Source organism: Halomonas sp. GT (genome assembly GCF_002082565.1).
GTDB lineage: Bacteria > Pseudomonadota > Gammaproteobacteria > Pseudomonadales > Halomonadaceae > Vreelandella.
In genome coordinates, this window is sequence record NZ_CP020562.1 from 1657900 (window position 1) to 1680504 (window position 22605).

A 22605-nucleotide genomic window follows, 5' to 3' on the forward strand; every position below is an offset into this window, starting at 1 on the left:
ATGGCGGATGCAAATGCAAAAAGCGTCTTAACGGCGCCGATCTTTAAGAACAATCCCATTGCGCTGCAGATTTTGGGGATTTGTTCTGCACTAGCGGTGACTACCAGCATGAGCGTTTCGCTGGTAATGGCACTAGCGGTAATATTTGTCACGGCCTTTTCGAACCTATTCGTATCGTTGATTCGGAACCATATTCCGTCCTCGATCCGTATCATTGTTCAAATGACCATCATTGCGTCACTGGTTATTGTGGTTGACCAGATCCTCAAAGCTTACGCTTATGAAATGTCTAAGCAGCTGTCGGTATTCGTGGGTCTGATCATCACCAACTGTATCGTAATGGGCCGTGCAGAAGGCTTTGCTATGTCCAACACGCCGGGCATGTCGTTCCTTGACGGTATTGGCAACGGATTGGGCTACGGCTTCATCTTGATGGTCGTTGGTTTCTTCCGTGAGCTGCTGGGTGCTGGCAGTATCTTTGGCTTTACTATCCTACCAACAGTGCAAAACGGTGGTTGGTATGTTCCTAATGGAATGATGCTCCTGCCGCCTTCTGCCTTCTTCATTATCGGTTTGCTGATCTGGGTGCTACGTTCAGTCAATCCTGAGCAGGTAGAAGAGAACGAGTTCAAAATGAAGCACAACACCAAGCCGAAGGAGGCCGTGTAATATGGAACACTATCTAAGCCTTTTCGTTGCTTCGGTTTTCGTTGAGAACTTGGCACTGGCCTTCTTCCTAGGGATGTGTACGTTCCTGGCGGTATCTAAGAAGGTTTCCGCTGCATTTGGTCTCGGAATTGCCGTTATTGTCGTACTAACAATCTCGGTTCCGGTCAACAATCTAGTGTTCAACCTACTGCTGGCTGAAGGCGCGCTGTCTTGGACTGGCATAAGCGGTGCTGAAAACATCGATCTCTCATTCCTGGGCCTTCTGAGCTACATCGGCGTAATTGCCGCACTTGTTCAGATTCTGGAAATGTTCCTCGATAAATATGTTCCTGCGCTTTACAACGCGCTAGGCGTATTCCTGCCGCTGATTACCGTTAACTGCGCCATCCTAGGTGGTGTACTGTTCATGGTTGAGCGTAACTATAACTTCGGCGAATCCGTAATTTACGGTTTCGGTTCTGGTGTTGGCTGGGCGCTCGCTATTACAGCGCTGGCTGGTATCCGTGAGAAGCTGAAGTATAGCGACGTGCCTGGCGGTCTTCAGGGGCTTGGCATCACGTTTATTACCGTTGGCTTAATGTCATTGGGCTTTATGTCCTTCTCAGGCATTCAGCTTTAACCGGAGCCGGTTTTCTCGGCAGCTCAGGCTGCCGAGGTACAGAAAACCTTCAGCAATAGGAAACCGACATGGTTGATACATCTGTCATCTTGCTCGGTGTTGTCATGTTCACGATCATCGTTATTAGTTTAACGGCGATCATTCTGGCAGCGCGCAGCAAGCTAGTGAGTAGCGGGGACGTGACAATTGAAGTCAACGGCGACCCCGAGCACACCCTGCAGACTCAGGCTGGTGGTAAGCTTCTTAACACCTTAGCTGCAAACGGCATTTTTCTTTCTTCTGCCTGTGGTGGTGGCGGTTCTTGCGCCCAGTGTAAGTGCCGAGTAGAAGAGGGCGGTGGCTCTATTCTGCCGACGGAAGAATCTCACTTCACTATGCGTGAAAAGAAAGAAGGCTGGCGTCTGTCTTGTCAGGTTCCTGTAAAGCAGGACATGAAAGTAGAAGTGCCTGAAGAAGTCTTCGGCGTTAAGAAGTGGGAGTGTGAAGTTACCGCCAACCCTAACGTCGCGACCTTTATTAAAGAGTTGAACCTGAAGCTGCCCGAAGGCGAGGAAGTTGCCTTCCGCGCCGGTGGTTATGTACAGCTGGTAGCGCCGCCTTACGATATCAAGTTCTCCGATTTTGACATCGAAGAAGAATATCGCGGCGATTGGGAAAAATTTGATATGTTCAAAATTTCCCATAAGAATGACGAGGAAGTGATACGCGCTTACTCCATGGCTAACTACCCGGATGAAAAAGGACTTCTCAAGTTCAACATCCGTATCGCTACACCGCCTCCGGGTACGAGCCATCCGCCTGGTCTTATGTCCACTTACGTCTTTAGCTTGAAGCCGGGTGACAAAGTGACCGTAATGGGGCCGTTTGGTGAGTTCTTCGCTAGAGACACTGATGCAGAAATGGTCTTCGTAGGCGGTGGTGCGGGTATGGCACCGATGCGTAGCCACATTTTCGATCAGCTTAAGCGCTTGAAGTCAGATCGTAAAATTACTTTCTGGTACGGTGCGCGCTCCTGGCGTGAAACTTTCTACAATGAAGAGTATGACCAGCTAGCGGAAGAGTTCCCGAACTTTGAGTGGCACTTGGCGCTTTCTGATCCGCAGCCTGAAGATAATTGGGAAGGGCCAACAGGCTTCATCCACAACGTATTGTACGAAAACTATCTGAAGGATCACCCTGCGCCTGAAGATTGTGAGTACTACATGTGTGGGCCACCCATGATGAACGCCTCGGTTATTAAGCTACTGCTTGACCTGGGCGTTGAGCCGGAAAACATTCTGTTGGATGACTTCGGCGGTTAATGAAGTGATTGTGTAAATTGCCTTCGGGCATGAACGGGGCTGGCCTTTTGGTCAGCCCCGTTTGTATGTGAATGTTGGAAAAACGACGTGTTGCCTGATCATTTTGGAGTGGCTGAGGTACAATAGGCATTAAAATTCTACGGCACTTAACGACATGACCGTTGTCGGCAGGTGAGCAGTTAATGCAATGCTGGGAGGTGAACATGACTATCTGGCTACTGGTATTTGGTTTTATGGCGCTGGTAATGACGGCAATGGCCGTCGGCGTATTAATGGGCCGCAAACCTATTGCTGGCTCCTGTGGCGGTTTAAATCAATTGGGCCTAAAAGAAGGCTGTGACATTTGCGGTGGCAAAGACGAGGTTTGCGAAGAGGAAAATCGCAAGCGTGGGAGTGTCCGCCGTCGTAGCGACGAGAGTCGTGGAGCTGACCTAGGTTATGACGCAACCCGTCGTTAATCTGGCAATTTTCTGCACAAACGCTCGCTCACTGCGAGCGTTTGTGTAAATGCCTTTGAAGCGCTTTTAAGTCAGGAATAAGGAGATCCAAGTCGTATGGCAGTTCATAATTACGATGTCGTGGTGATAGGTACTGGCCCCGCTGGGGAAAGCGCTGCCATTAACGCCGCTAAGCACGGTAAGCGAGTGGCGATTATTGAGAAGCAGGCTCAGGTGGGCGGCAACTGTACCCACTGGGGCACGATCCCTTCAAAAGCGCTTCGCCATCAGGTCAAACAGATTATGGCGTTCAATACCAACCGTATGTTCCGCGATATCGGTGAACCCCGCTGGTTTTCTTTTCCTAAAGTGATGGAGCGCTCGCGTGGCACCATCGATAAACAGGTTGAAATGCGCACGACATTTTATGCGCGCAACCGAATTGATCTGTTTCATGGCGTGGCTCGATTCAAAGATGAGCACACCGTGGTGGTACGAGACCGACAGGAGGGTGTGGAAGAGCTGATAGCAAAAAAAATTGTTATTTCTACCGGGTCTCGGCCTTATCGTCCTGCGGATATTAACTTTCGTCATCCGCGTATTTACTGCTCTGATACGATCCTCAGCCTTTCCCATACACCGCGGACACTGGTGATCTTTGGGGCAGGTGTTATCGGCTGCGAGTACGCCTCCATCTTTTCGGGCCTTGGCGTTAAGGTTGATTTAATCAACAACCGCGATAGCTTGCTCTCGTTTTTGGATGATGAAATCAGCGATGCGCTTTCCTACCATCTGCGTAAACACGGTGTCTTGATTCGCCATAATGAAGACTATAAAAGTGTCGAAGGCGATGAAGCCGGCGTAACCGTGAACCTGAAGTCGGGCAAGAAAATCCGCGCCGATGCGTTTCTCTGGGCGAATGGCCGTACCGGTAATACTGATAGCCTTGGGCTTGAGAACATTGGTTTAGAGGCAAACGGCCGAGGCCAGCTCAGCGTTGATGAGCACTACCGTACAGCGATTCCGCATATTTACGCTGCAGGCGATGTGATTGGTTGGCCGAGCCTTGCCAGTGCTGCCTACGACCAGGGACTAAACTCCTGTAACGAGCTGCTGGAAAAAGAGTATCGCTTTGTTAGCGATGTACCCACCGGGATCTACACTATTCCCGAAATCAGCTCTTTTGGCCCTAACGAGCGAGAGCTAACCGAAGCCAAGGTGCCCTACGAAGTGGGCAAGGCCTTCTTTAAAGATACTGCTCGTGCGCAAATAACCGGCGATACAGTGGGAATGCTGAAAATTTTGTTCCACCAAGATACGCTGGAGATTTTAGGTATCCATTGCTTTGGTGACCAAGCGTCGGAAATTCTACACATTGGCCAGGCCATTATGCAGCAGGAGGGTGAGGCAAATACCGTTAAGTACTTCGTTAACACCACTTTCAATTACCCGACAATGGCTGAAGCGTACCGAGTAGCGGCGCAAAATGGCTTAAATCGAGTGTTTTGAAATGTTTTAAGTATGGGGGCTATGCCCCCATACTCACACCTCACAATCCATTCAGCAGTTGCTGAGCACGTCGCTGCCAGTCACCGTCTAAGTCGGCAGCCTGAGTGAGTGCTTCGCGCGCACCCTCCCTATTTTCCTTCTGAAGTCTGAGTATGGCTACATTAAGCCATGCAGCACCCATGGCAGGGTCAAGCTGTGTGGCTGATTCGAAGGCTTCCAGCGCTGCTTGAGGTTGTTGATCTGCATATAATGCATTGCCGAGCGCAAATTGACCCAGTGGATTGGCAGGGAAGCGTTTTACAAAGGCTTGCCAGCTGGAAAGCGTTGCTACAGGCCCATGCTGCTCCTCATAAGCGCTAATGGATTCCAGTGCATTGCGGGCGGTAACACCCTCGGGCAGGCTGCCAGGTTCGCTAACCACAAATCCCCAGCGTTCACTGCGCGCCCAAGTGGCATCAAAGCGGCTAAACGACATCGTATGCCGTTCGATTTCACCGCTACGCAAGATCAGCGTTTCATTGGATAAATCAAAACCAATGGCCACTGCGTAGTGCCACATCGGGAAGGCTGGCAAGGAGAGATTTTGCATTACCACCACGGGGTCACCTGCTTCCAGGTGGCCAAGCAATGCATCCATAGTGCCACGAACAGGGATCGCCAACTGCTTATAGCGTCGCACAGTGGCTAGCATTTCAGGTTGGACGCTACCCTCTCTCCCAGGCAAAAATACCTGTGGGATCAACTGCTCAAGGCCTGCATCAACCCCCTGGTGATTAAGCACCATGGCCAGTGTTGCTGGGCCACACTGATACTCCGTCTGGGCGTAAAACGGTACCTCGGTGAGCTCAGTTTGCGGTGCCAGGCTAGCTTTAGTGCTTTCTAGCAGCACTGGGCTGCGGGCACAGCCGCTAAGCAAGGTGGGCAGCAGTAGGGCAGTTAGTAAAACGCCCGCGAAGCGGGCGTTTAAAAGGTGTTTCATCATGGTAGTCAATTAGCGAGTGAACGGATAAACATCGGTCAGGCCGAGAATATCAGTCACTAGTAGGATCACAAATACTGCAAACAGCGCGCCAATCACGCCGGCACCGGCGGGTAACTGTTCGAGTTGTTCGGCCATTTGCTGCGCTTCTGCATCGCTCAGTGCGGCAACGCGGGCTTCAACGTCATCTAAATCGACACCTTGATTGAGCAACTCTTCCTGCACATCTGCACGGGCGAGAATTTCATTGATACGCTCTCGGTCAGCACCAGCGCGGTCGCCTGCTAAAACAGATTGCGTAGAGACTAAGTTTGTAGAGACTAAGTTTGTAGAGGCAGCGTCCATACTCTGCGGGGCTGTGGGGGCAGCAGCAACAGGTAGGCTAGTAATGACTAACGCAGCGATAAGTAAGCTTGAGAGGTAAGCACGCACTTTTTTCATTGTCTTCATCCTTAGACGTATCTGGGAGCAAGTTAATTTGTAACTTGAATCAATAGTATAGAAATAAACCGCACTGGATTTAAGGCAAAAACGAAAAGTGCTAATTATTTGCACTAATGCGGTAGGTCCACGGGGTTTCAGCCAAAAGCCCCTTGCCACCCGCCATGGTCATGGCTAGGTCGTGAAGTCCAGGCCATAACGGCACCGCTGACGCGCCTTTCACTGCAAGGTCTAAACGTTGGGCCATCAACAGAAGCTTGTGTAAACGCTTCATTGATAGGCGGCTGATCGCTTTTTGATAAGCGGGGCGCCGTTTATCAAAAATCATCGGCTTCTGGGTTTTACACGCGTGCTCAATGCTTTGCCCCTGATCCAAATGCTGATGTAACGATAACAGGGTACGTAGCTCACGACTGAGTGCCCAAAGCACAATGGGCGCTTCAACCCCTTCACTGCGCAGCCCATTGACGATACGCGAGGTGCGGGTTGGCTCACCTTTTAAGCAGGCATCCGCAAGGTTAAACACATCAAAGCGGGTGCTGTCTTCCACGCCTTGAGCAATGCTTTCGACATTGAGGCGGGTGTTAGGTGGATGAATCAGCGCGAGTTTTTGAAGCTCTTGGTCGGCGGCCAGCAGATTGCCTTCAGTGCGCTCACCCAATAAACGAGCCGCTTCTAGGTCAATTTGCAAACCATGCAGTGATGCGCGATCCCGCAGCCAATAGCCTAAGCGCGAGGCATCGACGGGCCATACGGGTACAAATAAACCTTGTTTGTCGAGCGCTTTAAACCAAGCGCTTTTTTGCTGCTTAGCGTCTAACTTGCCCATGCTGATCAGCAGCAAATCGTCACTACCACTCATCATTTCAGCATACTGTGCCAGTGCTTTACTGCCATCTTGGCCCAGCTTGTGTGTTCCTAGCCGCAGTTCCAGGAGCTTATTAGAGGCGAATAGGGAAAGGTTACTGGCAGTTTCCAGCAGCCGACCCCAGGCAAAATTAGGCTCTACATCAAGCACTTCCCGTTCTTCGACGCCTGCTTGCCGCGCCGCTAAGCGCACGGCATCACAGGCATCTCGATGTTGCAGTGGTTCATCACCGGCAACAATCACGACCTTAGGCAATTTTTTTGCTAAGGCCGCGGGAAGCTGGTCCGAAAATACCTTCACTGAATGGCCTCAAGGTTCGCTAATCTTTCGATAATGCGCTCAGCCAGTTGCCGCGTTAGCGTTTGTTCCGCTTCTTGAAAGAGGGTTTCGCGATTGAGCAGGTCATCATCACTGACTCGAATACGCGTACTGGTAGTTACCGTTGCATTATTAAGCACGTAAGCATTGTTTTCTCGCTGCTGTACAGAGAGAGACGTGCTTAACGTTAGCTCGTGTTCTTGGCTGGCACGTCCTTCGCTGCCAATACGGCGTTGGCGAAGTGCTGGCGAACCTAGCGTGACCCGCCAGGGCGCACCATCAGAAACCTCGGTGCTTTGCTGCAGTAATCTGATGCGCAGCTGTTGGGCCAAGGAACTTTTGTCGTCGCCTTCAATTGAAAGTGCGGGCAAGCGCGGCATCGAATCTAAACCGCGCAAGCGAAACCCGCAGCCGCTTAGCAACACCGCCGCTGAGGCGGCGATGCTGGTAGCGAGGAAACGGCGGCGTGTAACGTGTTGGGATGGCTTCATCCACTCACCACAATGTTAACCAGCTTGCCGGGTACAACGATGACTTTACGAACCGTTTTACCTTCCAGATGGCGCTGGACGTTTTCGTTCTCCATCGCAAGCGTCTCGATGGCTGCTTTATCTGCGCTGGCCGGAGCTTCTAGGCGCGCGCGAAGTTTACCGTTTACTTGCACGACTAGTTCGATACTGTCGCGGGTTAGCGCGGCTTCATCCACCTTCGGCCACTGAGCTTCAATGGCAGGCTGATCATAGCCCAACTGTTGCCACAGCGTATGACACAGGTGCGGTGTGATGGGCGCCAGCAGCAGCACACAGGCTTCAAGCGCTTCGCGACTGACCGCTAAGCCAAGTTCGGACGTATCGTCGAACTTGGCCACTGCATTCGAGAGTTCCATCACCGCGGCAATGGCGGTGTTGAAAGTGGTGCGGCGGCCAATGTCATCACTGGCTTTTTTGATAGTCTCGTGGGTTTTACGACGCAGCGCTTTTTGGTCATCATTCAAGGCATCAACGGACAGTTCACCCGGTTTACCAGCAGCAAGGTGCTCGGTAACCTGACGCCAAATCCGCTTCAAGAAGCGGTGCGCACCTTCAACGCCTGAATCCGACCACTCCAGCGACTGTTCGGGCGGTGCGGCAAACATCATAAACAGGCGTACGGTGTCAGCACCAAACTTGTCGATCATCGACTGAGGGTCAACACCGTTGTTTTTCGATTTGGACATCTTCTCGATGCCGCCCATTTCTACTGGCTTGCCGTCGCTCATCAAAAGGGCGCTTAACGGGCGACCTTTTTCATCGCGTTTTACTTCCACATCAGCGGGGTTGAACCACTCCTTACCACCATTATCTTTAAAGCGGTAGAAGGTTTCTGCGATCACCATGCCCTGGGTGAGCAACTGCTGGAACGGCTCATCAGAATCCACCATGCCGAAATCGCGCAGCAGTTTATGGAAGAAGCGGGCGTACAGTAGGTGCAAAATCGCGTGTTCGATACCGCCGATATACAGGTCAACGGGTAACCAGTAATTGGCGCGCTCATCCAGCATGGCTTCGTGGTTATCCGCACAGCAGAAGCGGGCGAAGTACCAGGAAGACTCCATAAAGGTGTCGAAGGTATCGGTTTCGCGCACCCAGCCATCGCCCAGTTCAGAAAACTCCGGCATCTTTTTCAGCGGCGAGCCTGAGGCATCCACGGTCACTTCCATAGGCAGCGCTACCGGTAGCTCATCATCGGAGAGCGGAACGGTTTGGCCTTCCGGACCGTATTTCACTGGAATCGGTGCGCCCCAATAACGTTGGCGAGCGATACCCCAGTCACGCAGGCGGTAGTTGGTTTTCACCTCGCCACGGCCAAGCTCCGCAAGCTTCGCGGCAATCGCATCAAACGCTGCCTGGAATTCCAGGCCATCGAACTCGCCTGAGTTAATCAGCGTGCCGTGCTCAACGTAAGCACCTTCGGAAATATCCGGCTGGTTGCCGTTGGCATCTGCCACCACAGGCTTAAGCTCTACGCCGTACTTGGTCGCAAACTCCCAGTCGCGTTGGTCGTGGGCAGGTACCGCCATCACCGCACCGGTACCAAACTCCATTAATACGAAGTTGGCCACAAACACTGGCACTTCATCACCGGTTAGCGGGTGAATCGCCTTGTGCCCAGTGAGCATGCCCAGCTTTTCTTTGGTGGCCATTTCGGCTTCTGACGTGCCACCTTTGGCGCACTCGTCACAAAACACCGCCAACTCGGTGTTTTTTGCGGCAGCCTGCTTCGCCAGCGGATGACCAGCGGCGACAGCCACGTAGGTGACACCCAGCAGCGTATCCGGGCGGGTGGTATAGACCGCCAGCGGCTCGCAGTCGCTGCCATCTTCCGCCTGAATGTCAAAAGTCATCTCAACGCCACGGGATTTACCAATCCAGTTGCGTTGCATGGTTTTAACTTGCTCGGGCCACTCGACGTTTTCCAGGTCTGCCAACAGTTCGTCGGCATAGTCAGTAATCTTCAAGAACCACAGTGGGATCTCTTTACGCTCAACCGGTGCGCCAGAACGCCAGCCGCAGCCATCAATTACCTGCTCGTTGGCCAGTACCGTTTGGTCAACCGGGTCCCAGTTCACCGTGGACATTTTCTTATAGACCAAGCCTTTTTCGACCAACTTGGTGAAGAACCACTGCTCCCAGCGGTAATAGCTGGTATCGCAGGTGGCGAATTCGCGGCTCCAGTCATAGGCAAAGCCAAGTGCCTTCAACTGGTTACGCATATAATCAATGTTTTGATAGGTCCACTTGGCGGGCGGCACTTGGTTTTGAATCGCGGCATTTTCCGCAGGCATACCGAACGCATCCCAGCCCATGGGCTGCATGACATTTTTACCCTGCATGCGCTGGAAACGAGACACAACGTCGCCGATAGTGTAGTTACGCACGTGGCCCATATGCAGCTTGCCGCTGGGGTAGGGGAACATGGATAGGCAGTAGAACTTTTCGCGGTTAGCGTCTTCTACTGCTTTGAAGCACTGGTGTTTGTCCCAGTACTGCTGAGCGTCACGTTCAATCTCACGGGGGCTGTAATGTGCGTCCATCGGTGTTTTCAATGCCTTGGGGTAATTCGCCCAAAAAGGGCGCAAAGTGAATAATGGATGACGGCTGTCAGATAAGTAACGTCGATTGTATCCTATGCAGGTGTATCCTTGAACGGTTAGCCGATGATAGGCCGCACCTTGGGTCGACAAAAGGAGAGGTACCATGGAACAACATAACGATCACCGTTTGCGCGAAGGCTATGAGCGCCTGCTAGAACGCATGCAGGGCGGGGCCAATGATCTTACCTGGGATAATCTACAAAAGGATTTGGACGACGCCGTTGCCTTTGAAGCGGAGCTAGAAGAGTACACCAAAGATGAGCTAGCCCTGCTACGTGCCTGGGTAGAGCGTGACCTGAAAGATATGCGCTACTACATGGCAGATACCGGTAAGCAGGTTGCAAGCTGGTTGGGCATCGATATCGACAGCCTCTCCCGGCGTGTGGCGGAATCGCTGCTCTCAATCGCCGACCGCAGTGTAGTGGAGCGCGAACGCTTCGAAGATGACCTGGAAGCTGCCCGCGCCGACTACTGCGAAGGTGAAGTTGCTGCGCCAGGCCTGATGGCGTGCGTACACTGCGATGCCCAGGTGATGCTAGAAAGCGTCTCGCGCCTAGAGCCATGTCACCAGTGTGGCCACCGCTATTTCTACCGCTTTCCCAGTAAAATCGTCGAAACCTGAGAGCTAACGCACTCAACAATTAATTGACCCACACGCTCAAGCCTGCGATCGCCCCTAGCGAGAGCAGGCTCATCATGGCGGCATACAGTAAATTATTTTTCATCATGCGGTAGCCGCTAACCCCGTAACGCCCCTGCAGAGAAAGGTTAATGCCGGAAAGCGGCCCAACGCTGGTACCTACCGCCCAGGCGCTCAGCGCGACAAAAGCAAACAGCGTTTGCTCACCATTCGCTAAATTCAAAATAGATGCCAGTACGGAAACGCCAATAATCGGGTGTAACCCCACCAGTGCACTCAGTGTAATCGCCGCAAAGCTCACCATGGCCTGCCACATGCCAAAGGTGGCAAATAGCGTCCAGTCGTCACCTGCTGCGGCCGCGACCAGGGTAGAGAGCCCCAGGGTTAATAAGCCCGCCGCCAGAAATAGCGAAATTTCCCCGCGCATTGCGGGTAGCCGTGTAGTGGTATGTTGGCGAATGCGTCGCAGGGTATAGCGCGAACCTTCCCGCAGGTTGCTTAGTATCGCCACCGCTGGTAGTAAAAAGGTAATGATGCTGACAATGGTGAGCGACGGCGTCAGCCAAAAGTGAAACAGCATCACCAGCGCTGCCATGCCCGCAGGCATTAACAGGCTGCGGGGTGAAAGCGAAAAGCCATCCACCTCGGCTAAATCAAACCGTCGCCTAAGCTCTAGTGTGGTTAACAGCCCCGACAGCATCGCCAACGGAAACCCAATCATCGCAATCTGGCCGTACTGCACCTCTGGCACCAGCGCAATCACCACCGCCATAGAAGCAAAGAAGGGCGACCACAACGCCGCACTTGAAAGCCCACGGTTCAGCGCTAACAGCTGGGGTGTGGTTAGCGGTGAGCGTCTGGCTAAGCGGTCGCCGACCATAAAGACCGTCGAAAGATTCAAAATCGTGCCGAGAAAGTGCACCCCCAGCCACGTACGCAGCACGCCATCTGCACCGGTCACCCGCTTACCTGGTGGGCGCTTATTACCCTGGGTGCCAATCAAGGAAATAAAGCTAACACCCACCAGCATCGTGGCCACAAATACATTGCCCTGAAGCATGGCAGGCCAATTCACATTGGCACCATAAACCACCCGCGCCACTACCAGCATTAACACCCCAAGGGCAATCAACACCCCCGCCTGAATGCGCGAACGCTTTGGAATATCCCGCCACAGCAGCGCTACCGCCGCCCACAGCAAATAGCTCACCGCCTGCGCAGTTGGCACCACGCCGATAAAGCCAGTAATTTGAGCGACCAGCCCAAGCAGAATTAAAACACCCGCCACCCGCTGCCGCATCGTTGTCTCTTGCATCTCAATCCCTTACTGGTTGAGTTAGCAGGCTAATCGGGTTTTCAACAATTGGCTAGCGGAAGAGAAACGAAGAGGGCGTTTGCCGAAAAGAAAAGTCACATTTTCGTAGCGCGGTGCCTGATGCTGCCCACAGGCTGTGCCGTTATTACCAATGAAAGCAACTTGTAGCGCGCGGTAACTAATTTCGCGAGGAACGAGCGAATGAGGCACCCGCGAAAAGGATCAATTTTGTTCCTCCACGATTTAGCTGTGTTGAGTAATTCGTTTGGCAAAGGTATTGGCTCAAAAATGATGGCGCATTTAGGAACGTTGCCATTGTCTCAGGCCGACGTCACCCCATTGCAGACGATCTTCGCTCTGACCTGAACATACTTCGAAAATACCGGAATAAATGGGTTCATGTGAATGACCCATGGGATGATCAATGCCTTATCGACACACCGGAAGAGGCCGAAACAGATTACAGGTTCTACTATTGTACTCAATTAAAGCACGTAAAATCGCATAACAAGGCGTTTAGGAGTGATTTCAAATGCTTGTCGGCTTCGCTTCGCTCAAGTATGGCAAGCGCTGGTCACACATTAATACGGCGTTATGTGAGGCCGTGAAAGGAGTTCTTATGACTGATTATTTTGGTTCTTGCCTGTGTGGCACCGTGAGATTTGAGGTAAAAGGCGAGTTTGACAGCTTTTACCTGTGTCATTGTCAGCATTGTCAAAAAGATACAGGCTCGGCTCATGCGGCAAATCTATTCTCAAGTTCAGCAAAATTGGTCTGGCACTCAGGTGTAGATGCTGTCACTTCCTTTGTGCTTCCAGGCTCTCGTCATAACAAGAGTTTTTGTAAGTTGTGTGGTTCAGCATTACCCAATACGCAGATCGAAGGTTTGCTCGTTGTTCCTGCAGGGGGGTTGGACACTGAAATCACTATGTTGCCAACTGCACACATCTTTTCATCCAGTAAAGCTGCTTGGGACGGGGAGTTAGAGGAGGTGCCAAAGTTCGAGGGGCTGCCAGATTGAGCTATCATCATATAACCAGCGTCTATTGGCGGATGCACCTATGTTGCGCTCTGGCAAGTCGCAAAGCCAAGCGTTAGACCTGGAGTTGACATGAGTTTAGTTGAAATATTAGCTCTGTTTACAGTGATGTCAGCTTTAGCGTTGGTCCCCAGCACTAGTGTCGCTTTGGTCGTTGCTCGCGCTTCTTCTGCCGGATTCTCGAACGGCTGTGCCGTTGCGGCGGGAATTGTGGTCGGTGATCTTATCTTTGTATTGCTAGCTGTTTTAGGGATGACTGCGCTGGCAGACGTTGTGGGTAGCTTTTTCTTGATACTGAGATATTTGGCAGGCGCGTATTTGATCTGGTTTGGTATAAGTCTTATAAGATCGAAAGCTACATTGCAGGTGGAGTATTCCAGCCGGTCAGCATCTAAATTATCAGCAAGCTTTTTCTCTGGTCTACTCCTCACCCTCGGTGATGTAAAAGCTATATTTTTCTACGCGAGCTTATTCCCTATTTTTGTTGATTTGGCCACTATCCAGACACAGGATGTCGCAGTAATTACGATGATAACTATAGTCACCGTTGGTGGTATCAAATTAGGCTATGCATATTTCGCAGGGGTCGTTGCGTCATTTGGCATTAACCATAGAGCAGAACGAGCAGTTAAAGTGGCGGCTGGTGGTTTAATGGTTGGAACTGGATTGTATCTAATAGCAAAGGCTTATTGAGCCTCTCTTAGGATGATCGTTAATCAATGACCATTCCTCAAAATCTACCAACATGGAAGGTGGTAGATAGAGGTCGAAAGTGGATTTTCTACAGCCTGTTAAGCCTCTATAATGACAGCATTTAGACAGTAAGGAAGTCGAATGAAAAAAATGTTTTTAGCTGCATCTTTCGTAGATGTTGCAGACCTATTTGTGACATTTTTCAGCGCAAAGTGTGTAGGACAAACGGTTACGTTCATTCCTACTGCAAGCCTAGTCGAAGAGGTCAATTTTTATGTGGCCGCAGGCAGAGAAGCACTCGAGAAGTGTGGGCTAATTGTTGATGAGCTTGAGATTTCAACTGTTCCAAGTGAAGAGATAAACAGCAAGCTTCAAAAAAATGACTATATCTATGTCACTGGTGGAAATACTTTCTTTTTACTTCAAGAATTGAAAAGAACTGGTGCAGATGAAATCATAAAGGAGCAAATAAGTTCAGGTAAAGTGTATATTGGAGAGTCTGCCGGCTCCATTGTTATGTCGCCTAACATTGATTATGTGAAAGGCATGGACGATTTCACGATGGCACCTAATGTAGGCTCTTTTGCATCATTAGGCATGGTTAGCTTTTATCCAGTACCACACTATACCAACGCTCCTTTCAAGAAAGTCGTTGAAGGCATAATCACTAGATATGATGAAAAAATAGACCTTTGCCCAATTAGCAATACGCAAGCCATTATCGTCAATGGTGATGAGTTTGAAGTCTGGACGGCTGAAACTTAACCAGACACAGCAGTTCGCGGACTATGATTACGTCATTTTAGAAGTACAAGGAGATCGTAAATCGCCTATCCGTGAAGCTATAAAAACTTTTCACTCCGCCTTTCAAAGTCTTTGCTCTGACAAGTGCAGTAATGGTGATGGCAGTTCCTTATAATTGATATCTCAGTATATTTTGGAGTAGTTCGTGCCACATTGCATCGTTGAGCATTCAGCTTCATTGGACGGCGAGTTGATCTTGCCATTGGTATTTTTAGGTGCCATGACGTCAGCGCTATTTAAGGCTGATGGCAGTGACATAAAAGTAAGGTCGATCGCTTATCAGTGCTATCTGACGGGGCAGGCAACGTCAGATTTTGTTCATGTAGTGTTAAAAATTCTGTCAGGTAGAACTCCTGCCCAAAAGCAAATGCTTTCAAGATCGGTATTAGCGCAATTGCAAACACTTGAGATTCCACGTTGCTCGTTAACCGTCGAGGTCGTGGATATTGAGCGTGCCAGCTATTCAAAGTGGGTTAGTGGGTCATAGCAAGGTGAAGCATGTGGCCACTGCAATGCTCACGATTTGGGTGTTGAATGGCTGGCTATGGTGCGAAAAATCTACCAGCAAAGAATCAGGGTGGGCTCCATTAGCGAATCTGAAAGAGGCTGCGGAGTAGTATTTAAAGCCGCGCGTGCATTGTTCATAAGGAGCAATCAATGAGCTCTTACGGAACGTTGATATTCTTCTGTGGAAAGATGGGCGCTGGGAAAAGCACGTTGTCTGCCAGTATTGCTCGTGAGCGCGGCGCGGTGCTCCTTTCAGAGGACGACTGGCTATCTGCTCTTTTCCCTGGCGACATCAATGATTTCAACGACTACATCAGTTACTCGTCACGCCTTAAGCCATTGCTCAGAGCACATGTTGAGCAAATACTCATGGCCGGTACCACTGTGGTTCTAGACTTCCCCGGCAACACCAGGAAGCAAAGGGCTTGGTTCAAGGATATCTACTCGCAACGAGAGATACCTCACGAACTGTACTATGTGGTGGCAGATGACGAGATTTGTCTAAAACAGCTGAAACAGCGGCAAAAGGAGCAGCCTGAGCGCGCGACGTTCGACACCGAGGAGGTTTTCAGAGTGGTGACGGGCTACTTTGAGCCTCCCGAAGAATCAGAGGGATTCAATGTCGAGGTTGTAGCACGAGCGTTCACATAATCTCCATATTGCCGATCTGGATGCTTTTGGTACCGTTTTATCAGCGTTAGCCGCACTTTGAAAACATGTATCTAGAGCTTCATTATGGACTAAAGGGAATTAGAATATGACTCAAAGAAGCGATGATAGAACAGTTAAAATGGGTATGCTGCTAGGGTTTTTGGGGACTATAGTGGTGTTTATTTCTTTCTATAGTTTTTTGCCTCAAGTTGCTGAAGAGGTTAGCTTAGTTGAGCGGCTAAAGCTCGGAATAATGTGCCTTGTTTTTCCCGTGACACTATTTTTTTTGATGATTGTTAGAGTTGGCTCCCAGCGTTTCGGAAACCTGTCAGCGGATCCAACTAAGTGTGAAGCAAATACAGAAGGGATGAAGGTTGATCTAAGAGTCCTCTCTAATACTCATGAGCAGCTTATGATATTCGCTATTAATATATTGGCGCTATCTGCTTTAATGCCTTATCAATTCTTGAGCTTGCTGCCCATCTATTCTGGAGTTTTTGTTGCTGGTCGCGTCATGTTTTGGGTAGGTTACAGGCGTAATGTATTATGGAGAGCCCCAGGGTTTGCGATGTCTACACTGCCTGCCGTGATAGGAGTGGGGTATAGCTGTGTTGCGGTTTTATTAGCTGCATTCGAAAGTGTTTAATAAGATTGAGTTTTAAACTGCAGCGTTTTTTATTTTTATTGTTGATTTCAATTCGAGTTTTTAATTTTTTCTAAAGAAGGGTGGTCTATGCTTGCACTTTCAATAGTAAGCCCACATGGCTCCAATATAGCTTCAGGGAAAAAGACGCTGGAGGTTCGCTCGTGGCGCCCGGAATCTTTACCTATCCGTGATCTTTTGATTGTAGAAAATTCTCACTTCTTATCTGCTGATAACCCCGTTGACCCTGATGGCAGGGCTGTTGCAATTGTGGATGTTGAAGAGATACATGAATGGCAGCCTTCTGAAGTCAAAGCGGCTTGCTCAAATGGCTGGGAGCCAGGTTATTTGGCTTGGTGCTTGTCAAACGTTCGCCCTATTACCAACAACACCCCGACTTTTAACAATGTGGCTGTGCCAGCCAAGAGAAAGCTCTATGAAGTTGAGCTGCTGCAAATTTCACAGCTCGGCTTTGGATAGCCTGAACAAAAAACACTTGCTCTTCCGTATTTAAGGCACTAAGTGCCAATGCAGGAGCCTTGGTAGGGCTGGTTCGGCGCCACAGTGACCAGACGGGAGTATATGGCAATAGTGATTTTTGATCAGATTGATGGTGCAAGGGATAGTGACGATGGATGAAGCGGAATCCCTAGAAAGAGCGATTAATGAGGAGGTGGTAATCTTCCCATATGATGCCAGCTGGCAACGAATGTTCGAGGAGGAGCGAGAGCGTCTCTTTGATTTGTTTTCAGGTGATTTTTTGGCCATCGAACACGTTGGGAGTACTGCCGTACCGGGGCTTTCTGCCAAGCCGGTTATCGATATATTGGCTGGCGTGGATTCGATATCACGTGCTGACAAATTAATGGAGCCGTTGTGCCGTGCAGGCTATGCAACATCGATGGCGTTCAACGCTTCGTTAGTTGAGCGGCGTTGGCTTATGCGGTGGACTGAGGGGCGCAGAACACATCACCTACACCTCATGGTCTACGGTAGTCACGAATGGGATCAGCGCTTGGCATTTCGGAACATACTGCTTGCCAATACCCAACTAGCCCAACGGTATGAGAAGAATAAGCGGTTGTGGGCGGCAGAATTTAAGTCAGACAGGGAAGCATATACGGCTGCCAAAGCGGGTTTTATCCTAGAGGCCTTGGAGAGCGCTCCATAGGCCATATAGACAGGCGAGGTGATCGATTTACCCCTCGTTATAAATTTTATGATTTTAAAAGGATGATGAAAGTGGATTGCAAACAACGAGTTTCGCGCTGGGTTATGTCGATTTTCTTAATAGCGGTTCCTTCTGTGTTGATGGCTCAGGATGATAATTTGCTTACAGAGGTTGATCGTATAGAGAGACAGTTGGACGCGCGTGTTGGTTTTGCAGCCTATAACTTGGAAACTGGGCAGCGTTGGGAATACAACGCAGACCAGCTGTTCGCCATGTCCAGCACCTTTAAAACCTTAGCATGTGCATCGCTGCTGCAGCGTGTGGATGAAGGAAATGAGCAACTCGAAAGACGAGTGAAGGTATCTGCTTCTGACATTGTCACTTATTCACCCGTTACTGAAGCGTATGCGGATAATCGGGAGATATCGCTTTTTGAGCTCTGCGAAGCGACGATGACAACTAGCGATAATACGGCGGCTAACCTAATTTTACAGGCGATTGGTGGACCGCAAGCCGTGACGGAGTTTGTTAGAGAGCTGGGTGATAGTGTCACGCGCTTGGATCGTTGGGAGACAGAGTTAAACGAGGCTACCCCACATGATGAGCGTGATACTTCAACACCCAATGCAATGGTGAGTAACCTTGAGAAGCTAGTAGTGGGAAACGCACTATCACCTCAGTCGAAAAACCAACTGCGTGAATGGTTGGTTAATAATGAAGTGGCTGATGGCTTGTTTAGGTCACATATGCCTGATGAGTGGGTGATTGGAGATCGGACGGGAGCCGGTGGTTTTGGTTCAAGATCGATTACCGCCGTTATATGGCCGCCTGAGCGCGAGCCTACCATCGTGGCATTTTATATCACCGAAACTGACGCATCATTTGAAGAACGAAATAGCGCAATAGCTGAATTGGGAAGTGTGATCATAGAGTCTATTGAGACGAGTAGGTAATGGCAATGTAATCACGACCGACGATGAGTGATTGCATTGCTTATGATGTAAGAGGTGGCGCTGTTCTCCAAGAAGCGGAAGGTAGGGCTGGGCGCAGGGGGTAAAGTGAAAATATCATCGGTGCTAGTCGATTTCGAGCAGTCTCAAACGACTAGCTAGTGCTCGGTCATTTCGGCCGCTGCTACTGCTTAGAAGCACTTGCTCTTTAAGGAGATCGATGATGATTACTGTGTATGGATTCGGAAAAGTTACCCACAAAGTCATTGGCATTACGAGAGACCTGCGTGTGCTTTGGGCGCTTGAGGAGTGCCAATTACGTTATCGGGTTCAAGGACTAGATGACGTCGCTGGGGAGCTATATAACCCTGAATATTTAAAGATCAACCCATTCGGTAAAGTGCCTGCCATTGACCATGATGGCCTCATCCTCTTTGAATCAGGTGCCATAGTGACCTATCTGGCTGAGCAGTCAGGGAGGCTAATGCCCTCAGGTGAAAGAGAGCGAGCAAAAGCTTTGCAATGGGCGTTTGCTGCACTGGATACGGTTGAACCGCCTATCACACAGATTGCCGTGATTGATCTGTTTGAAGTAGATGCTAATTGGGCAAAGCAACGACGTCCTGCATTGGTGCAGTCGGCTCATGAGAATCTAAATGTGTTAGAGCATGCGCTAAGTGACACTAAGTATTTGCTTGGGGACCAGTTCACCTATCCCGATATTCTGATGACGTCTGCACTAAGTCAGATTCTGCACACAAACCTCATAGACACATTTCCCAATGTGGCTACGTATTTAGGGCGTTGTCATGATCGTCCTGCCTGGCTACGTTGCATCGATGAATACCATCGACGCTTGGCTGCCTAGATGGTTTTTAATGATTGTGTAAAGGAGTGTTTACGAATGGCGCTGCACTTTCAAAAAACGCAAAGCAATGATGTGAGCGCGCTTTTTGAGGTACGCAGTAAAACCCGTGATAACCCCATTTCCAAGCAGCAGTTAGCGCAAATGGGGATCACCCATGCTGCAGTCGTTGAAGGACTTGAGTCTGGGGAGCTTTATAGCTGGGTATGTGTAAACCAAGATAGCGTTGTTGGGTTTTGTACAGGCGATATGGCGACGGGGGAAGTGTTGGTTCTCTCGGTGTTACCTGATTTTGAGGGGCAGGGGGTTGGGAAGCAGCTGCTTAGTAACGTGGTCGAGCAACTCCAGCGCAACGGTGCAAATCCGGTTTGGCTGGCAGCCGATAGTAACGCGCGGGTTCGCGCTCATGGGTTTTATCGTCGGTTGGGATGGCTGCCTACGGGTGACGTGCTAGAAAATGGTGATGAAGTTTTGGCGTTGCGCGTAACATAATAATTTCATGGGTGCCCACATGCCTATACGCGGGTGCTTTCCAGTTCTTCAATCATTTTTTTAGCGGCATTGGAAAGTGTACGACTGGTGTGGACGAGATAGCCCAACGGGCGCTGGATGGGGGCGGTGTCTATATTGAGTTCGATGAGTTCGCTATCGATCATGTTTTCAGGTAGCAGGCTCCAGCCCAGGCCCACGCTACACATCATTTTCAGCGTTTCTAAATAGTTTGTCGCCATGCTGACGGGAAGTTGTAGGCCCACTTCGGCAAAACGTTGGCCAATCAAGGTGCGAGTAAAGGTTTTTGCACCTGGCAGCACGCAATTGAATTCACATAATTCAGCTAAGCTGAGCGGGCTGCTGGTGTGGCGGGTACGCTGTGCCAGTGGGTGGTCGGTGGCGCAGACAAAGCACAGCCGGTCGCGCCATAGCTCAACCACGTGCAGTTGTTCGACGGGATGGGGGGCGAGAGTGACTATCGCCATCTCCAGCGTGCCGTCGAGTACTCCTTGATAGGCTAACTCTGAGTCTAGAAAGTGCAGGTCTAACGCCACTTCCGGGTGGCGGTGAGTGTACTGCTTTAATAGCGGCGGTAGACGGTGCAGGCCGATGTGGTGACTGGTAGCGAGCGTAAGCTTACCGCCTACTTGGCCGGAAAGATTGGCGAGTGCGCGGCGGCTATCTTCCACGGTAAACAGTATGTGCTGTGCTTTGGGAAGCAACACATTGCCCGCTTCGGTCAGCGCGATGCGCCGCCCGATGCGGTCAAATAGCCGGGTGCCAAGTTGGTCTTCCAGAGTAGCGATGCGTTTGCTTACTGCAGGCTGCGTTAAATACAGTTGTTCCGCCGCGCGGGAAAAGCTCTGGGTTTCGGCAACGGCCAGAAATGCTTGCAGGCTTTGAGTATCCACTTGCGACTCCCTGAACAGGTATTTATCACTAGGTATTTAATAGGTGCTACTGAATAAGTATTCCAGTTTGGAATCTAATCTATGAATAACATGAATTGCTTTTATGCGCGACTCGCGTGACACTGCCTATATAGCCACATAAGCAGCACGTAGAGGCTGCCATACCGAACTAGCAGGGCAATGCCCAGGAGAGCAACATGTCAGGTCAAACGCTTTACGACAAACTCTGGAATCAACATTTAGTGAAACAGCGTGACGACGGCACGGCGTTGATCTACATCGATCGTCAGTTGCTTCACGAAGTCACCTCGCCCCAGGCGTTTGAAGGACTGCGCTTGGCTAATCGTAAGCCCTGGCGTTTAGATGCTAACTTGGCAACGCCTGACCACAACGTTCCTACGACGGTAAAAGAGCGCGCTGAAGGCAATAGCGGTATTAAAGACCCGGTGTCGTTAATCCAAGTACAAACCTTGGACGATAACTGCCTTGAGTACGGCATTGAAGAGTTCAAAATCAACGACCCGCGCCAGGGTATCGTGCACGTGGTAGGCCCAGAGCAGGGCGCTACGTTGCCGGGTATGACTGTGGTGTGTGGCGACTCCCACACCGCTACCCACGGTGCGTTTGGTGCTTTGGCCCATGGTATTGGCACCTCGGAAGTTGAACACGTTATGGCGACCCAGTGCTTGCTGGCGCAAAAAATGAAGAACATGCAGGTGCGCGTGGAAGGCGAGCTTGGCCTGGGCGTGACCGCTAAAGACGTGGTGTTGGCGATTATCGGTAAGATCGGCACCGCTGGTGGCACGGGCTATGCCATTGAGTTTGCAGGCAGTGTGATTGAGTCGCTCTCTATGGAAGGGCGCATGACTGTCTGCAACATGGCCATTGAGGCTGGTGCTCGTGTGGGCCTGATTGCAGTAGATGATACAACGATTAACTACCTTGCCAAGCGTCCGTTTGCGCCCACCGCCGAGCAGTGGGAAGGGGCTGTGGCGGATTGGCGCAATCTGGTTTCCGATGCCGATGCGCAGTTCGATAAAATAGTTACTCTGCAAGCTGAAGAGATCGAGCCTCAGGTTAGTTGGGGCACCAGTCCTGAAATGGTCACCGGTATTTCTGGCCAAGTGCCAGATCCCCAAGCCGCGTTGGATGACACCGTGCAGCGCAGCCACGCGCGCGCCCTCGACTATATGGGCTTGCAGGCGAACCAGAAAATTACCGATATCAAGCTCGATAAAGTATTTATTGGCTCCTGTACTAACTCGCGTATTGAAGATTTACGCGAAGCGGCCAAAGTCGCTAAAGGCAATAAAGTTGCTGACTCTATTAAGCTTGCCATGGTTGTGCCGGGCTCTGGCTTGGTAAAACGCCAGGCAGAAGCAGAAGGCTTGGATAAAATCTTTATTGAAGCAGGCTTTGAGTGGCGCGAGCCGGGTTGCTCAATGTGTTTGGCAATGAATGCCGACAAGTTGGGTGCTGGTGAGCACTGTGCATCAACGTCTAACCGTAATTTTGAAGGTCGACAGGGTTACGGCGGTCGCACACATCTGGTGAGCCCTGCGATGGCCGCGGCGGCAGCGATTGCTGGTCACTTTGTTGATGTACGTACCTTACCCGCTAACGACACTAGCCACGCGCAGGAGGCCTAAG

Annotated in this window: 25 protein-coding genes; 18 read left to right on the forward strand and 7 right to left on the reverse strand. The window is 50.6% G+C overall.

All coding sequences use genetic code 11. The features are described from left to right. The 5 genes from B6A39_RS07705 to sthA all read left to right on the forward strand — a co-directional run bounded on the left by B6A39_RS07705 (position 1) and on the right by sthA (position 4535). Entirely contained in the window at positions 1-669 is a 669-nt protein-coding gene (locus B6A39_RS07705) for an NADH:ubiquinone reductase (Na(+)-transporting) subunit D (protein ID WP_083003463.1), read from the forward strand. A 1-nt stretch (position 670) separates the two neighbouring features. Then, positions 671-1288, forward strand: a complete 618-nt coding sequence (gene nqrE / locus B6A39_RS07710) for an NADH:ubiquinone reductase (Na(+)-transporting) subunit E (RefSeq protein WP_009723509.1) — start codon at positions 671-673, stop codon at positions 1286-1288. 68 nt (positions 1289-1356) lie between these two features. Further along, complete coding sequence (nqrF, locus tag B6A39_RS07715) at positions 1357-2589, forward strand: NADH:ubiquinone reductase (Na(+)-transporting) subunit F (RefSeq protein ID WP_009723508.1); 1233 nt, start codon at positions 1357-1359, stop codon at positions 2587-2589. 203 nt (positions 2590-2792) lie between these two features. Next, positions 2793-3047 (forward strand): (Na+)-NQR maturation NqrM, encoded by a 255-nt coding sequence (nqrM, locus tag B6A39_RS07720; RefSeq protein WP_009723507.1) that lies wholly within the window; start codon positions 2793-2795, stop codon positions 3045-3047. 96 nt (positions 3048-3143) lie between these two features. After that, entirely contained in the window at positions 3144-4535 is a 1392-nt protein-coding gene (gene sthA, locus B6A39_RS07725) for a Si-specific NAD(P)(+) transhydrogenase (RefSeq protein WP_009723506.1), read from the forward strand. 40 nt (positions 4536-4575) lie between these two features. Here the strand turns inward: sthA and B6A39_RS07730 are convergent, their stop codons facing one another. From B6A39_RS07730 to leuS, 5 genes are all read right to left on the reverse strand, one after another. Further along, positions 4576-5517, reverse strand: a complete 942-nt coding sequence (locus tag B6A39_RS07730) for a PA2778 family cysteine peptidase (protein ID WP_442906307.1) — start codon at positions 5515-5517, stop codon at positions 4576-4578. A gap of 9 nt (positions 5518-5526) precedes the next feature. Continuing rightward, positions 5527-5955, reverse strand: coding sequence for a PA2779 family protein (locus B6A39_RS07735; protein ID WP_083003469.1), 429 nt, complete (start codon positions 5953-5955; stop codon positions 5527-5529). Positions 5956-6055: 100 nt separating this feature from the next. Next, on the reverse strand, positions 6056-7123 hold the full coding sequence (gene holA / locus B6A39_RS07740; protein WP_083003473.1) for a DNA polymerase III subunit delta: 1068 nt from the start codon (positions 7121-7123) through the stop codon (positions 6056-6058). Beyond that, entirely contained in the window at positions 7120-7632 is a 513-nt protein-coding gene (locus tag B6A39_RS07745) for an LPS-assembly lipoprotein LptE (protein WP_083003476.1), read from the reverse strand. The genes holA and B6A39_RS07745 overlap by 4 nt, the downstream gene beginning before the upstream one ends. Beyond that, positions 7629-10214, reverse strand: a complete 2586-nt coding sequence (leuS, locus tag B6A39_RS07750) for a leucine--tRNA ligase (RefSeq protein ID WP_083003481.1) — start codon at positions 10212-10214, stop codon at positions 7629-7631. The genes B6A39_RS07745 and leuS overlap by 4 nt, the downstream gene beginning before the upstream one ends. 163 nt (positions 10215-10377) lie before the next feature. Between leuS and B6A39_RS07755 the strand changes: the two genes are divergently transcribed. Then, positions 10378-10896: a zinc ribbon-containing protein gene (locus tag B6A39_RS07755; RefSeq protein ID WP_083003484.1), complete on the forward strand. Its 519-nt coding sequence runs from the start codon at positions 10378-10380 to the stop codon at positions 10894-10896. 19 nt (positions 10897-10915) lie between these two features. Here the strand turns inward: B6A39_RS07755 and B6A39_RS07760 are convergent, their stop codons facing one another. Further along, complete coding sequence (locus B6A39_RS07760; protein WP_083003486.1) at positions 10916-12229, reverse strand: hypothetical protein; 1314 nt, start codon at positions 12227-12229, stop codon at positions 10916-10918. Between the two features lie 532 nt (positions 12230-12761). On the opposite strand from B6A39_RS07760, the gene B6A39_RS07770 reads away from it, so the two are divergent. From B6A39_RS07770 to B6A39_RS07820, 11 genes are all read left to right on the forward strand, one after another. Beyond that, complete coding sequence (locus B6A39_RS07770; RefSeq protein WP_332308473.1) at positions 12762-13250, forward strand: GFA family protein; 489 nt, start codon at positions 12762-12764, stop codon at positions 13248-13250. Between the two features lie 90 nt (positions 13251-13340). Then, entirely contained in the window at positions 13341-13961 is a 621-nt protein-coding gene (locus tag B6A39_RS07775; protein ID WP_232318761.1) for a LysE family translocator, read from the forward strand. 141 nt (positions 13962-14102) lie between these two features. Beyond that, a complete protein-coding gene (locus B6A39_RS07780; RefSeq protein WP_083003492.1) occupies positions 14103-14726 on the forward strand; it encodes a peptidase E in 624 nt (207 codons plus the stop codon). A 184-nt stretch (positions 14727-14910) separates the two neighbouring features. Next, positions 14911-15252: a 5-carboxymethyl-2-hydroxymuconate Delta-isomerase gene (locus B6A39_RS07785; protein WP_083003494.1), complete on the forward strand. Its 342-nt coding sequence runs from the start codon at positions 14911-14913 to the stop codon at positions 15250-15252. Between the two features lie 170 nt (positions 15253-15422). Beyond that, positions 15423-15923: an AAA family ATPase gene (locus tag B6A39_RS07790; protein ID WP_083003497.1), complete on the forward strand. Its 501-nt coding sequence runs from the start codon at positions 15423-15425 to the stop codon at positions 15921-15923. Between the two features lie 106 nt (positions 15924-16029). Beyond that, positions 16030-16569 carry an MAPEG family protein gene (locus B6A39_RS07795; RefSeq protein WP_083003501.1) on the forward strand — a complete coding sequence of 180 codons (540 nt, stop codon included), beginning with the start codon at positions 16030-16032 and terminating at the stop codon, positions 16567-16569. An 87-nt stretch (positions 16570-16656) separates the two neighbouring features. Next, on the forward strand, positions 16657-17046 hold the full coding sequence (locus B6A39_RS07800) for an ASCH domain-containing protein (RefSeq protein WP_083003504.1): 390 nt from the start codon (positions 16657-16659) through the stop codon (positions 17044-17046). A 151-nt stretch (positions 17047-17197) separates the two neighbouring features. Further along, positions 17198-17737: a GrpB family protein gene (locus B6A39_RS07805; RefSeq protein ID WP_009723480.1), complete on the forward strand. Its 540-nt coding sequence runs from the start codon at positions 17198-17200 to the stop codon at positions 17735-17737. A 65-nt stretch (positions 17738-17802) separates the two neighbouring features. Then, positions 17803-18690, forward strand: a complete 888-nt coding sequence (bla, locus tag B6A39_RS07810) for a class A beta-lactamase (protein ID WP_083003508.1) — start codon at positions 17803-17805, stop codon at positions 18688-18690. Positions 18691-18907: 217 nt separating this feature from the next. Then, positions 18908-19555 carry a glutathione S-transferase family protein gene (locus B6A39_RS07815; protein ID WP_083003511.1) on the forward strand — a complete coding sequence of 216 codons (648 nt, stop codon included), beginning with the start codon at positions 18908-18910 and terminating at the stop codon, positions 19553-19555. A gap of 36 nt (positions 19556-19591) precedes the next feature. Next, entirely contained in the window at positions 19592-20044 is a 453-nt protein-coding gene (locus B6A39_RS07820) for a GNAT family N-acetyltransferase (protein ID WP_083003514.1), read from the forward strand. A 23-nt stretch (positions 20045-20067) separates the two neighbouring features. On the opposite strand, the gene B6A39_RS07825 is transcribed toward B6A39_RS07820, so the two are convergent. Further along, the gene (locus tag B6A39_RS07825; RefSeq protein ID WP_083003517.1) at positions 20068-20955 is read right to left on the reverse strand and encodes a LysR family transcriptional regulator; all 888 of its coding nucleotides are present in this window, start codon (positions 20953-20955) and stop codon (positions 20068-20070) included. Positions 20956-21152: 197 nt separating this feature from the next. Here B6A39_RS07825 and leuC point away from each other — a divergent pair, with 197 nt between their 5' ends. Beyond that, entirely contained in the window at positions 21153-22604 is a 1452-nt protein-coding gene (gene leuC / locus B6A39_RS07830; protein WP_083003520.1) for a 3-isopropylmalate dehydratase large subunit, read from the forward strand. Position 22605: the final 1 nt, after the last annotated feature.